Source organism: Achromobacter sp. JCM 18799, assembly GCF_055395645.1.
This window is the reverse complement of the sequence record NZ_AP043866.1, coordinates 5,721,657-5,734,269: the sequence shown is the minus strand read 5'-3', so window position 1 is coordinate 5,734,269 and position 12,613 is coordinate 5,721,657. Positions and strand designations below refer to the sequence as shown.

At 68.0% G+C, this 12,613-nt stretch carries 9 protein-coding genes; 4 read left to right on the top strand and 5 right to left on the bottom strand.

Features of this window, described 5'->3' with window-relative positions; all coding sequences use genetic code 11:
* Window positions 1-37: 37 nt before the first annotated feature.
* Complete coding sequence (locus ACZ5YA_RS27035; RefSeq protein ID WP_464091469.1) at window positions 38-1,006, top strand: LysR family transcriptional regulator; 969 nt, start codon at window positions 38-40, stop codon at window positions 1,004-1,006.
* 92 nt (window positions 1,007-1,098) lie between these two features.
* On the opposite strand, the gene ACZ5YA_RS27030 is transcribed toward ACZ5YA_RS27035, so the two are convergent.
* From ACZ5YA_RS27030 to ACZ5YA_RS27015, 4 genes are all read right to left on the bottom strand, one after another.
* Entirely contained in the window at window positions 1,099-1,227 is a 129-nt protein-coding gene (locus ACZ5YA_RS27030) for a hypothetical protein (protein ID WP_006226408.1), read from the bottom strand.
* A gap of 226 nt (window positions 1,228-1,453) precedes the next feature.
* Entirely contained in the window at window positions 1,454-2,386 is a 933-nt protein-coding gene (locus tag ACZ5YA_RS27025) for a sugar kinase (RefSeq protein ID WP_118932378.1), read from the bottom strand.
* On the bottom strand, window positions 2,379-3,029 hold the full coding sequence (locus tag ACZ5YA_RS27020) for a bifunctional 4-hydroxy-2-oxoglutarate aldolase/2-dehydro-3-deoxy-phosphogluconate aldolase (protein ID WP_464091468.1): 651 nt from the start codon (window positions 3,027-3,029) through the stop codon (window positions 2,379-2,381). Before ACZ5YA_RS27020 ends, ACZ5YA_RS27025 begins: the two co-directional genes overlap by 8 nt.
* Window positions 3,030-3,051: 22 nt before the next feature.
* Window positions 3,052-3,837, bottom strand: a complete 786-nt coding sequence (locus tag ACZ5YA_RS27015) for an IclR family transcriptional regulator (RefSeq protein ID WP_059371584.1) — start codon at window positions 3,835-3,837, stop codon at window positions 3,052-3,054.
* 242 nt (window positions 3,838-4,079) lie between these two features.
* Between ACZ5YA_RS27015 and uvrA the strand changes: the two genes are divergently transcribed.
* From uvrA to ACZ5YA_RS27000, 3 genes are all read left to right on the top strand, one after another.
* A complete protein-coding gene (uvrA, locus tag ACZ5YA_RS27010; RefSeq protein WP_464091467.1) occupies window positions 4,080-9,842 on the top strand; it encodes an excinuclease ABC subunit UvrA in 5,763 nt (1,920 codons plus the stop codon).
* A 5-nt stretch (window positions 9,843-9,847) separates the two neighbouring features.
* Window positions 9,848-10,984: an aminodeoxychorismate synthase component I gene (locus ACZ5YA_RS27005; protein WP_464091466.1), complete on the top strand. Its 1,137-nt coding sequence runs from the start codon at window positions 9,848-9,850 to the stop codon at window positions 10,982-10,984.
* 96 nt (window positions 10,985-11,080) lie between these two features.
* Window positions 11,081-11,713 (top strand): aminotransferase class IV family protein, encoded by a 633-nt coding sequence (locus ACZ5YA_RS27000; RefSeq protein WP_059371581.1) that lies wholly within the window; start codon window positions 11,081-11,083, stop codon window positions 11,711-11,713.
* On the opposite strand, the gene ACZ5YA_RS26995 is transcribed toward ACZ5YA_RS27000, so the two are convergent.
* Complete coding sequence (locus tag ACZ5YA_RS26995) at window positions 11,710-12,612, bottom strand: LysR family transcriptional regulator (RefSeq protein ID WP_059371580.1); 903 nt, start codon at window positions 12,610-12,612, stop codon at window positions 11,710-11,712. The genes ACZ5YA_RS27000 and ACZ5YA_RS26995 overlap by 4 nt on opposite strands.
* Between the last annotated feature and the right edge of the window lies 1 nt (window position 12,613).

Sequence of the window (12,613 nt, the reverse complement as noted above, 5' to 3'; positions counted from 1 at the left end):
AGTGGCGTACACTCGGGCGGCCAAAACCGGAATGCCTATGGAAGCTTCGACCGTCCAGCTCAATGACATCGCCTTGTTCGTGGAGGTTGCCAAGCGCAAAAGCTTCAGCATGGCGGCGCGCGCGCTGAACATGCCGACCTCGACTTTATCGCGCCGCATCAACGAGCTGGAACGCGCCATCGGCCTGCGCTTGATCAACCGCAACACGCGCCGCCTGGATCTCACCGAAGCCGGCGCGGCCTACATGCGGCGCTGCCAGGGCCTGATCGACGAAGCCAGGTTGGCGCATGAGCAGCTGCAATCCCTGTCCGGCGGCCCTTCTGGCAACCTGCGGGTATCCATGCCCTACAGCCTGGCGATGTGGCTGCTGCCAGAAACCATCAACGATTTCACCGACCGCTATCCGGAAGTGGAATGCGAGTTCGACCTGAGCATGCTGACGGCCTCCGACGCGCAGGGCACGCCGTTCGACATCGTGCTGCGCTTCGGCAGCAACGCCGACTACCCGCTGGCAGCGGCCAGCGCCGCCGACATCAACGGCAACGGCGGCGTGCATGGCGGCGCGGTCGTGCAGGAGCTGGTCTCCCTGGACAACTACCTGTATGCCTCCGACCGCTACCTGGAACGCCACGGCGAGCCCGAGACGCCGGCGGATCTCAGCCGGCATCAGTGCCTGCGCACCACCATCGACGAGGCGCATTCGCACTGGACGCTGCGCCGCGGCGCGGTCAGTGAACGCGTGCCGGTCAGCGGCCACCTGGCGGCCAACAATATGAGCATCGCGGGCACCCTGGCAGGCCTGGACCTGGCGATCACGCGCATGCCGCACTGCCTGGCGCTGGAGCCCATCATCAAGCGCAATTCGCTCAAGCGCGTGCTGCCAGGGTGGTCGGTGGATCCGATCTCGATCTACGTGGTGTATCCGTCCAGCATCCAGCCGGCCAAGACCCGCGCCTTCATGGATTTCATTCTGCCCAAGCTCGGTCCGCCCCAGGACCAGGCATAAGCCGGTCCGCGCAGGACGAAAAAAAACCCGCCGGCGCGCCGAGCGGGTTTTTTTTGATCTGGCCGAGCCTGGGCTGCGGCCGGACACGTCAATTAGACGCGCTTGATCTTTTCCAGCATCTTGAAAACGCCCTTGGGCGACTTGACGAACAAGCGCTTGAAAGCCTTGCCCAGGCAACGGCGTTCCAGGGTGTTGCGACGCACGCGTTTGCGTTCAGCCATGTTGATTCTCCTGTTGAATTTGCGGAAATGTTGCCCGCACAACCGGATACTGGGCTGGCGGAAAATTCGGGTAACTTGGCATTTTAGCCTGAAATGCCCTGACGGCGCCAATGACGCGAAAATGCGGCGTTTCCGCCACGTTCGCGCCAGGAGCAGTCAAATGCGGGACGGAACATGGCCCAATCAGCCTGGACGGTCGCCCTCGCCTGTCCAGCCCCCCCGGCGATCAGCAGGAAAGGCTCTTCAGCCGCTCCAGCACCTGTTCCTTGCGCGGCAGCGGATCGACCGCGCCGTAGCCCAGCGTGGACAAGGCCGCCGCGGCATTGGCGTAACGCACGGCATCCTCCCAGGAGTCTCCCTGGCAGCGGCGCGCCAGCAGGCTGCCAGCAAAGCAGTCGCCCGCCCCGGTCGCGTCCACCGCATCCACGCGCAAGGCGGCCACGGGTACGCGGCGCTGGCCGTCGTCGATGATGGAGCCGTCCTTGCCCAGCTTCAGCACCACCACGCCGGTGGCGCCGGCGTCGCGGATCCAGTCCAGCGTGCGTTCCGGATCGTCGTTGCCGGTCAGATGCTGCATATCGTCCATGCTGGGCAGGAACAGGTCGGCCGTGCGCATGGTTTCGCGCAGCACGGCGCGGGCGCGGTCCACCGGCCACAGGCGCAACCGCAAGTTCGAGTCCAGGCTGACCTGGACGCCGGCCGCGTGCGCGCGCTCGATGGCGGCGAACACGGTATCGCAGGCGCTGGTGCTGATGGCCAGGCTGATGCCCGACACGTGCAGGTAGCGGGCGCGTTCGATCAGGCCCGAATCCAGGCTGGCCGGCGTCATCAGGCTGGCGGCCGAGCCGCGGCGCAGATAGCTGAAGGCATGGCCGTCCGGGCCATGCTGCACGAAGTACAAGCCGGTGTGGGCCTGCTCATCCACCTGCACGCCGGACGTATCCACGCCTTCGGCCCGCCACAAGTCCAGGAACTGCTGGCCGAAGGCGTCGTTGCCGACCCGCGTCAGATAGGCGCAGCTTGCGCCCTGCCGCGCGGCTGCGATGACGGCGTTGGAGGTGTCGCCGCCAAAGCCCTGCAGATACTGGCGCTGGTCCTGGTGCGTCTGGTTCAGTTCGACCAGAGGCTCGCCCAGCGCGACGATATCGAAATCAGCCATGGGCGGCCTCCCGGGTGCGGATGATCTGCGCCACCAGCGCAGCGGTGTCGCGGGCAGCGAAGGCCGCCTTGTCATAGAGATTGCTGCCGATGCCGACGATGGCGGCGCCGGCGGCGAAGTACGAGCCCATGTTGTCCTGGGTAACGCCGCCCGTGGGGCAGAAAATGGTGTCCGGATACACCGACTTGAGCGCGGCCAGGTGCTTGGGGCCGCCGGTGTCCGCGGGGAAGATCTTCACCACGTCCACGCCCGCGCGGCGCGCCGCCAACACTTCCGTGGGCGTGAAGGCGCCCAGCAGGCAGAGCGCGTCGGCCGCATGCGCCAGGTCGACGATGTCGGTGGCCAGCGCCGGCGACACCAGGAAGTCCGCGCCGGCGACCAAGGCCTCCCGCGCCTGGTGCTCGTCCAGCACCGTGCCCACGCCCAGCAGCAGCGTGCTGCCGTGCTTGTCGCGCAGCGCCCGCAGCAGGTCGGTGACGCCGGGAATGGTCCAGGTCAGTTCCAGCGTGGTGCAGCCTGCGGCCACCGCGACTTCGGCCGCATAGGCGGCGGTGGCGGCGTCCGTGTAGCGCAGCACGGGGACGACCCGGGAGGCCAGCAGGGTGGAGAGCTTGGAGGCGAGAGGGGCAGCGGTTGCGGTCATGGCATTCCTTGGAGGCAGGCGGTCAGGCGCCGCCGGGCGATACCGGCAGGACGGCGAGTTTGGCCGCGGCGGCATCGCGCAGCCGCAGCAAGGGTTCGATATAGGCGGCTTGCGGGTCTTCGCGGCGCCGGAACAGCAAGGTACTGACGCTGACGCCCGCGACGGGCCGTCCGGCCGCGTCGCACACGGCCACGCCATAGCAGACGATGCCGGCTTCGTTTTCCTCGTCGTCGGTGGCGTAGCCGCGGGCGGCGGCCGCATCCAGCACGGCGCGGAGTTCGGGCAGGCTGGTCACGGTGCCGGGCATGCGGGCCGTCAGCGGCAGTTCGCGCAGCAGGCGCTCGCGCGACGCCGGGTCCAGCGCCGCCAGATAGGCCTTGCCGACCGCGCTGGAATGCAGCGCCACGCTGGCCCCGACACGCGAGGCCATGCGCACCGGACCGGGGCTTTCCAGCTTGTCGATATAGGTCATCTCGTGCCCTGCAGGCACGGCCAGGTGCACGGTTTCGCCGGTTTCATCGCGCAAGGCCTGCAGGTCGGGCGCCAGCGCCGCGCGCAGGTCGAACTGCGACCAGGCCCGGCTGGCCAGCGACATCAGGCGCGGTCCCAGGCGGTAGGCGCCGCCGGTTTCGGCCACCATGCCCTGTTCGGCCAGCGCCGCGACGATGCGGTAGACGGTGGGCCGGGGATAGCCGCAGCTGCGCGCCAATGACGCGGCCGTGGGCGGCTGGGGCGCATCCGCCACCGCCTGCAGCACCGTCATGAATTTGGCGAACGCCGCGGCGCCCGGGACCTTGGTTTCCAGCAATGTTGTCTCCAGCTAATGGCTGCATGCCTTTAGCAATGAATCTACAGAATGCGCAACGCCGACAGCGCGAAATTCAGACGAATCTGCGATACTGTTTATTTGTACAGCTAGTGAGCGTCCGTTCTGTCCACATAATGGACAAGTGACTCACAATATAGTCAATTATTCCATATCGCCGCGCTCGGAACCAGCGATGGGTTGTCGCTCGGGCAGGCCTCTCCCCTCAGGCTACGATACCGTCCATGAGCTCCCAAATTCGCATCGTTGGCGCCCGCCAGAACAATCTCAAGAACCTGGACCTGACCATCGCCACCGGCGAACTGGTCGTCGTGACCGGCGTGTCGGGGTCCGGCAAAAGTTCGCTGGCCTTTGACACCCTGTACGCCGAGGGGCAGCGGCGTTATGTGGAAACCTTCTCGCCCTATGCGCGCCAGTTCCTGGACCGCATGGACAAGCCGCAGGTAGACCGCATCGAAGGCATCCTGCCCGCCATCGCCATCGACCAGACCAATCCGGTGCGCAGCTCGCGCAGCACGGTCGGCACGATGACGGAACTGAACGACCACCTGAAGCTGCTGTTCGCGCGCGGCGCCAAACTGTATTGCCGCGGCTGCGGCAAGGTGGTGCGGCGCGACACCCCTGATTCCGTCTACCACTCGCTGGCCGAACGCGCCGCCGCCGCTGGCGATCCGCGGCTGGTGGTGACCTTCCCCATTGCGGTTCCCGCCAACTTCACCGAAGAGGAAGTGCGCGGCTTCCTGGAGCAGCAGGGCTACACCCGCGTGCACGCCGAGGAAAACGCGGCGCCGCGCGCAGCCGCCCCGGCCAAGGGTGCCAAGAAAGCCAAGGCAGCAAAAGGCAGCACCGAATCGCGCCGCATCCTGCACGTGGTCCAGGACCGCTTCCGCTTTGCCGGCACCGAACGCGAACGCATCATGGAAGCGCTGGACACGGCGTTGCGCATGGGCGCCGGCCACCTGGCCGTGTACGTCATGGACGCCGAGGGCGGCAATGCCCACATCTGGAAGTACAGCGACCGCCTGCACTGCGCCGACTGCGACATCGAATACACCGATCCGCTGCCCAGCAGCTTTTCGTTCAACTCGCCGCTGGGCGCCTGCGAAGCCTGCCGCGGCTTCGGCCGCGTGATCGGCATCGACTTCGGCCTGGTCATCCCGGACGAAAACAAGACCCTGCTGGAAGGCGCCATCAAGCCCTGGACGACCCCTTCATACAAGGAATGCCAGGACGAGCTGCAGAAGTACGCGCCCAAGGCCGGCGTGCCGCTGGGCGTACCCTGGAAGAAGCTGAGCGAAGAACACAAGCGCTGGGTGCTCTACGGCACGCCCGACTGGAAGGGCGGCAACGACGCCTGGAAGCACCAGTGGTACGGCGTGCAGCGCTTCTTCGACTGGCTGGAAACCAAGGCCTACAAGATGCACGTGCGCGTGCTGCTGTCGAAATACCGCAGCTACACGCCCTGCCCCACCTGCAATGGCGCGCGCCTCAAGCCCGACGCGCTGCTCTGGCGCCTGGGCACCAAGGAAGAAGCCGACACCGTGCTGCCGCCTGACGACGGCCGCTACAAGCGCTTCATGCCGGTGAGCGCCAACTGGAGCCGCGAACAGCTCGACAACCTGGGCGGCCTGTCCATCCATGACGTGATGCTGCTGCCGATCGAACGCGTGCGGATCTTCTTCGACACGCTGTCGTTCTCCGGCGCGCTGGACGCCGCCACCGACCTGCTCATGACAGAAGTGCGCGCGCGCCTCAAGTTCCTGTGCGACGCGGGCCTGGGCTACCTGACGCTGGACCGCCAGAGCCGCACCTTGTCGGGCGGCGAAGTGCAGCGCATCAACCTGACCACGGCGCTGGGCACCTCGCTGGTGAACACGCTTTTCGTGCTGGACGAGCCTTCCATCGGCCTGCACCCGCGCGACATGCACCGCGTGGTCGAAGTCATGCACCGCCTGCGCAACGCCGGCAACACGCTGGTGGTGGTGGAGCACGACCCGCAGGTCATGGTGGCCGCGGACCGCATCATCGACATCGGTCCCGGCCCCGGCGAACGCGGCGGCCAGATCGTCTTCGACGGCACGCCGTCCCAATTGCGCGCGGCGCGCACGCTGACGGGCGACTACCTGGGCGGCCGCCAGCGCGTGGAAGCGCCGCGCCCCATGCCGGTGGCGGCGAACACGCCGCGCCTGCTGCTGGAAGGCGTCAGCGCGCACAATCTGAAGAACGTCTCCGTCGAACTGCCGCTGGGCCGCCTGGTCTGCGTGACAGGCGTATCCGGCTCCGGCAAGTCCACGCTGGTACAGGACGTGCTCTACCCCGCCCTGCTCAAGCAGAAGGGCAAGCCCTCGGAAGCGCCCGGCGCCTTCGAACGCCTGCTGGGCGCCGAACAGATCGCCGATGTGGTCATGGTGGACCAGACCCCCATCGGCAAGACGGCGCGCTCCAACCCGGCCAGCTACGTGGGCGCGTTCGACGCGATCCGCAAGCTGTTCGCGCAAGCGCCGCTGGCGCGCGAGCGCGCCTACACGGCCGGCACCTTCAGCTTCAACGGCGGCGACGGCCGCTGCCCCACTTGCGGCGGCACCGGCTTCGAACACGTGGAAATGCAGTTCCTGTCCGACGTCTACCTGCGCTGCCCGGATTGCGACGGCAAGCGCTTCCGCCCCGAAGTGCTGGAAGTGCGCGTCGAACACCTGGGCAAGAGCGCGTCCATCGACGAAGTGCTGGAGATGACGGTCAGCGAGGCGCTGGACTTCTTCAAGGGCCTGCGCGACGTGCAGACGGGCCTGGCGCCGCTGGCCGACGTAGGCCTGGAATACGTGCGGCTGGGCCAGCCCGTGCCCACTCTGTCGGGCGGCGAGGCGCAGCGCCTGAAGCTGGCCGGCCACCTGGCCGAAGCCGCGCGCAGCGGCATCTCCACCGCCAAGGTCGCCAAGAAGGGCAGCCTGTTCCTGTTCGACGAACCCACCACCGGCCTGCACTTCGACGACGTGGCGCGGCTGATGCGCGCGTTCCGCAAGCTGCTGGCCGCCGGCCACACGCTGCTGGTGATCGAGCACAACCTGGACGTGATCCGCGCGGCCGACTGGCTGATCGACCTGGGCCCCGAAGGCGGCGACGCCGGCGGCCTGGTCATCGGCACCGGCACGCCGCAGGACCTGATGGACAACCCCAAATCGCACACGGGCGCCGCCCTGCGCGACTACGAAGTCAGCATCCTGCCGGCAGACGTGGTCGTAAGCACCGACGCCGACGCGCAGGAAGTCGAGCAGGCCGGACTGACCGCCCGCATCGCCGAGCCCGGCGAAGCCTACGGCGCAGACGTGGGCCGCCCGTTGCAGTCGCTGATGCGCGAGCGGCGCCAGGCCAATATGGCGATCGAAATCCGCAACGCGCGCGAACACAACCTGAAGAACGTCAGCGTGGAAATCCCGCGCGACAAGTTCACCGTCATCACCGGCGTGTCCGGCTCGGGCAAGTCCACGCTGGCCTTCGACATACTGTTCAACGAAGGGCAGCGGCGCTATCTGGAATCGCTCAACGCCTACGCCCGCGCCATCGTGCAGCCAGCCGGCAAGCCGGACGTGGACGCCATCTTCGGCATCCCGCCCACGGTCGCCATCGAGCAGCGCACCAGCCGCGGCGGACGCAAGTCCACCGTGGCCACGATGACGGAAATCCACCATTTCCTGCGCCTGCTGTACGTCAAGCTGGGCACGCAATACTGCCCAGACTGCAATGTCGCGGTGGAGCCGCAGAATACGGACCAGATCGTGGCGCGCCTGCTGCGCGAGCACAAGGGCGAGCACATCGGCCTGCTGGCGCCGCTGGTCACCGCCCGCAAGGGCTATTACACGGACCTGGCCAAATGGGCCGGCTCCAAGGGCCATTCGCACCTGCGCGTGGACGGCGAGTTCATTCCCGTGGCCCCGTGGCCGCGGCTGGACCGCTACAAGGAACACACCATCGAGCTGCCGATCGCGGACGTGGTGGTGGACCCGGCCAATGAAGCCGAGCTGCGCGCCGCGGTCAAGAACGCGCTGGAAAACGGCCAGGGCGTGATGTCCGTGGTGTGGCCCGTGAACAAGCTGCACGAGGCGCTGGACAGCGACCTGCAGCAGCAGCACTTCTCGGTCAAGCGCGCCTGCCCGTCTTGCGGCACCAGCTTCCCCGAACCGGATCCGCGCCTGTTCTCGTACAACTCCAAGCACGGCTGGTGCACCGGCTGCTACGGCACCGGCCTGCAGCTGCAAGGCTTCGACGAAGAGCAGACCGGCGAGGAAACCGCCTGGAACGCCTGGTACGAAGGCGAGGCCAAGCCCTGCACGCAATGCGACGGACAGCGCCTGAACCGCGTGGCCCGCGCCGTGCGCTGGCGCGACAAGTCCATCGCCGAACTCGCCTCGCTGCCGGTGTCGGACGCGCATACCTTCTTCACCGGGCTGGTGGCGCGCGGCCGCGAAGGCGAGATCGCCCGCGACATCCTTACGGAAATCCGCGGACGCCTGAACTTCATGCAGGAAGTCGGGCTGAACTACCTGGCGCTGGACCGGGCCGCGCCCACGCTGTCCGGCGGCGAAGCGCAGCGCATCCGCCTGGCCGCGCAGCTGGGTTCCAACCTGCAGGGCGTCTGCTACGTGCTGGACGAACCGACCATCGGCCTGCACCCGCGCGACAACCGCATCCTGCTGGACGCGCTGGCGCGCCTGGAAGGCAACGGCAACACGCTGGTGGTGGTGGAACACGACGACGACACCATCCGCCGCGCCTCGCACATCATCGACATCGGACCGGGCGCGGGCATCCGCGGCGGCCGCGTGGTGGCCCAGGGCAGCGCGCAGGACCTGATCGAAGCGCCCGAATCGGTCACCGGCCGCTATCTGGCCAAACCCTTGCAGCACCCGTTGCAAGGCCGCCGCCCGGTCGAGGCCGATACGCCCATGATCGAAATCAAGGGCGCGCGCCTGCACAACCTGCGCAGCGTCGACGCGAAGATTCCGGTGGGCCGCCTGAGCGTGGTGACCGGCGTGTCGGGTTCGGGCAAATCCACCCTGGCGCGCGAAGTGCTGCTGGACAACCTGATGCAGGCCGTGTCGCAAGGCAAGGCGCCGGGCTGGGCGGGCTGCGACAGCATCAAGGGTTGGGAAGCCATCGACCGCGTGCTGGAAGTAGACCAGACGCCCATCGGCAAGACGCCGCGCTCCTGCCCGGCCACCTACGTGGGCTTCTGGGACGACGTGCGCAAGCAGTTCGCCGACACCCGCGAATCGCGCATGCGCGGCTGGACCGCGGCGCGCTTCTCGTTCAACACCGGCGACGGCCGCTGCCCGATCTGCGAAGGCCAGGGCATGCGCACCATCGAGATGAACTTCCTGCCGGACGTGAAGGTGCCTTGCGACGCCTGCAACGGCGCGCGCTTCAACAACGACACGCTGAGCGTGCAGATGCGCGGCAAGAACGCCGGCGAACTGCTGGCCATGGAAGTGGACGACGCCATCGGCTACTTCGCCGCGCACCCCAAGATCCACCGCCCGCTGCAGCTGATGCAGGACGTGGGCCTGGGCTATCTGACGCTGGGACAACCTTCGCCCACGCTGTCGGGCGGCGAAGCGCAGCGCATCAAGCTGGTGACCGAGCTGTCCAAGGCCCGCCTCACCGACGGCCTGATCAAGACCGGCCGCGCCTCGCGCATTCCGCATACGCTGTACGTGCTGGACGAACCCACCGTGGGCCTGTCGATGGCCGACGTGGAAAAGCTGATCCACGTGCTGCACCGCCTGGTGGAAGCCGGCAATACGGTGGTGGTGATCGAGCACAACCTGGACGTGATCGCCGAAGCCGACTGGCTGCTGGACCTGGGCCCCGAAGGCGGCACGGGCGGCGGCAAGCTGGTGGGCGAAGGCTCGCCCGAACACGTCATGACCCTGAGCGACCATTCCCATACCGGACGGGTCCTGAAGGAATTCCTGGCACATCAACAGCAGTAGGCAGCATGGAATGTCGTTTTGAAGACCGGCTGGCCGGCCGCGCGCTGCGGTTCGAGGGCTTGTGCTCGCGGATCGAGGCGCGCTCCGCCGCCGAGGTCGTCCCCGCGCTCGCCGCCATCGAAGCGCAGCGGCGGCAGGGGCGCTGGATCGCCCTGTTGCTGGACTACGAACTGGGCGAGTGGCTGTTGCCCGAAGCCGCCATGGCGCCGCCCGCCGGCCCCTGGACGCCGCCGCGCGACGACGGCAAACCGCGCCTGACCGCGCTGGCGTTCGAACGCCGGCAGGAGGAAACGCCCTGGGACGCACCGGACGCAGGCGCTGCCCCCGCCGCCATCAGCCTGCCCGCGCCGCGCATGACCGAGGCCGACTACGTACGCCAGATCGAAGCCATCCGCGGCCTGATCGGTGACGGCGAGCTGTATCAGGTGAACTACACCCAGCCGCTGGACCTGCAATTCCAGGGCGACGCGGCCACGCTGTACCGGCGCATCGCCGCCCGCAACCCGGTGGCGCACGGCGCGTTCATCGAGGACGGCGAGCGCACGGTGTTGTCGTTTTCGCCCGAACTGTTCGTGCGCCGCGACGGCCCGCGCCTGACCACGCGCCCGATGAAGGGCACGGCCCCGCGCCACCCCGATCCGGCCGAGGACGAACGGCTGGGCCAGGCGCTCCTGGCCAGCGAAAAGAACCGCGCCGAGAACCTGATGATCGTGGATCTGCTGCGCAACGATCTAGGCCGGCTGGCCGAGCCGGGCTCGGTGCGGGTCGACGCGCTGTTCTCGCTGGAGCGCTATCCCACCGTCTGGACCATGACGTCCACGGTGTCGGCGCTGGCGCCGCACGCCTCGCTGGAAGACGTGCTGCGTGCGCTGTTTCCCTGCGGCTCCATCACCGGCGCCCCCAAGGTCGCGGCCATGCGCCGCATCCGCCAGATGGAAACGGCGCGGCGCGGCCTGTATTGCGGCAGCATCGGCTGGCTGGCGCCGGACGGCGACTTTTCGCTGAACGTCGCCATCCGCACCCTGGTGCTGGACCAGGCCGGCCACGGCGTCTATAGCGTGGGCGGCGGCATCGTGCACGATTCAGACCCGGCCGAGGAATGGCAGGAATGCCACTGGAAGGCCCGGATCCTGCGGGCCTGAGGCCGCAGTCCGGATGTCCGGCGTCCCTGCGCGCCTGCAGCCATCGGTAGTAGGATAGAGCGCGGCCGCAGCGCACCTTTACCCCAGGAGAGTCCCATGCAACCCGAACTGATCGAGACCATCCTGGTCGATGCCGAACGACGCGTGCCGCTGCTGGCGCGCCATCTCAAGCGCCTGGAAGCGTCCTGCAAGGCCCTGGGCTACGGCTGGGGCGGCCGGGCCGTCGAGGCCGACATCATGATCACCGCGCTGGGCCTGGCCACGCCCGGGCCGCACCGGCTGCGCCTGCTGGTGGCGCGCGACGGCAGCCGCAACATCCAGACCGCGCCGCTGCCGCCCCTGCACCCCGCGCAGGAAGCCATGCTGGCGCCCGAAGCGCTGCGTTCATCCGAACCGCTGCTGCGCTACAAGACCACCTACCGCCCCTGGTACACCAAGACCATCGAATGGCTGCCCTCGCATCCGCACATCTTCGATCTGCTCTACCTGAATGAGCGCGGCGAACTCTGCGAAGGCAGCCGCAGCAACGTCTATCTGCGCCTGGATGGCGACTGGTACACGCCGCCCGTGGACAGCGGCTGCCTGCCCGGCGTGCAGCGCGCCGAACTGCTCGAAACGGGCAAGGTGGCAGAACGCGTCCTGACCCTGGCCGACCTGCACGCGGCCGAGGAAATCCGCCTGTCCAATGCGCTGCGCGGCTGGTTTCCGGTGACGCTGCGCGACGCCTAATCCGCGAACTCGTCCACCACCACCTGCCGCAGCCACTGGTTGGCCGGCTCGCGGTGGTTGCGGGCGTGCCAGAACACATTGATGACCGACTCCGGGATCTTCACCGGACAGGGCGCGGTCGCCAAGCCGAACGGACCGCAGGCGCAGTCAGCGAAGCGCTGCGGCACCACGGCGATCATGTCGGTGGCGGCAAGCACCGGCCCCACCGCAATGAAGTGCGGCACGGTCAGGCGCAGGCGCCGCTGGATGCCGGCCTGCCCGATCACCTGGTCGACCACGCCGTGGCCCGTGCCTTCCGAGGCGATGGCCACGTGCTCGGCCGCGCGGAACTGCCGCGCCGAGACCCCGGTGCGCGCCAGCGGATGGTCGCGGCGGAAGATGCACACATAGGGCTGGCGGAACAGCAGGCGCTGGAAGAAGCCGCTCTTCAGATCGGGCAGGAAGCCCATGGCCAGGTCGATGCGGCCGCGCTCCATCTCGTCCTTCACGTCGATCGAGGTGGTGCGCACGGTGCGCACCGTGACGCCGGGCGCGGCGCGGTCCAGCGCGCGCATCAGCCGCGGCAGGAAATAGGTCTCGCCCACGTCGTTCACGCCGATCACGAAGGCGCGGCCGCTATGCGCGGGGTCGAACGCGGCGCGCGCGTTCAGAGTGCTGTGCAGCGCCTCCAGCGCGGCGGCGATGGGCTGCGCCAAATCCTGCGCGTAGGGCGTGGGCACCATGCCGCGCGAGGTGCGCAGGAAAAGCTCATCGCCCAACAGCTTGCGCAACCGGCCCAGCGCGTTGCTGACGCCGGGCTGCGAAATGCCCAGGCTCTCGGCCACGGCCGACACCCGGCCGTGCTTGCGCAGTTCATTGAAGACGACCAGCAGGTTCAGGTCCAGGTCTTGCAGGTTCATG

Coding starts and splice junctions, on each gene's coding strand:
- ACZ5YA_RS27035 (WP_464091469.1), top strand. CDS start 38: ATGGAAGCTTCGACCGTCCAGCTCAATGACATCGCCTTGTTCGTGGAG.
- ACZ5YA_RS27025 (WP_118932378.1), bottom strand. CDS start 2,386: ATGGCTGATTTCGATATCGTCGCGCTGGGCGAGCCTCTGGTCGAACTG.
- uvrA (WP_464091467.1), top strand. CDS start 4,080: ATGAGCTCCCAAATTCGCATCGTTGGCGCCCGCCAGAACAATCTCAAG.
- ACZ5YA_RS27030 (WP_006226408.1), bottom strand. CDS start 1,227: ATGGCTGAACGCAAACGCGTGCGTCGCAACACCCTGGAACGCCGTTGC.
- ACZ5YA_RS27020 (WP_464091468.1), bottom strand. CDS start 3,029: ATGACCGCAACCGCTGCCCCTCTCGCCTCCAAGCTCTCCACCCTGCTG.
- ACZ5YA_RS27005 (WP_464091466.1), top strand. CDS start 9,848: ATGGAATGTCGTTTTGAAGACCGGCTGGCCGGCCGCGCGCTGCGGTTC.
- ACZ5YA_RS26995 (WP_059371580.1), bottom strand. CDS start 12,612: ATGAACCTGCAAGACCTGGACCTGAACCTGCTGGTCGTCTTCAATGAA.
- ACZ5YA_RS27000 (WP_059371581.1), top strand. CDS start 11,081: ATGCAACCCGAACTGATCGAGACCATCCTGGTCGATGCCGAACGACGC.